Here is a 203-nt window from a genome sequence, read left to right on the forward strand (position 1 = left end):
GGCGCTCAACGTCGGCGGCACGCTGACCGACAGCTTCACCTACACGGTTTCGGACGGCCAGGGCGGCACCAGCAGCACGACTCTGACCATCACCATCCACGGCACCGACGACGCGCCGGTTGCGGTCGCCGATACCGGCGACGCCACCGAGGCCGGCGTCAATCCCGACGGCAGCGCCAACGCCGGCACGCATGCGACCGGCA

At 70.9% G+C, this 203-nt stretch carries 1 protein-coding gene; it reads left to right on the forward strand.

Features of this window, described 5'->3' with window-relative positions; genetic code table 11:
* The coding region (locus AC066Y_RS43490) for a VCBS domain-containing protein (RefSeq protein WP_478279166.1) at window positions 1–203 on the forward strand (203 nt) is incomplete at both ends.

This window comes from Bradyrhizobium sp. USDA3010 (assembly GCF_056429065.1).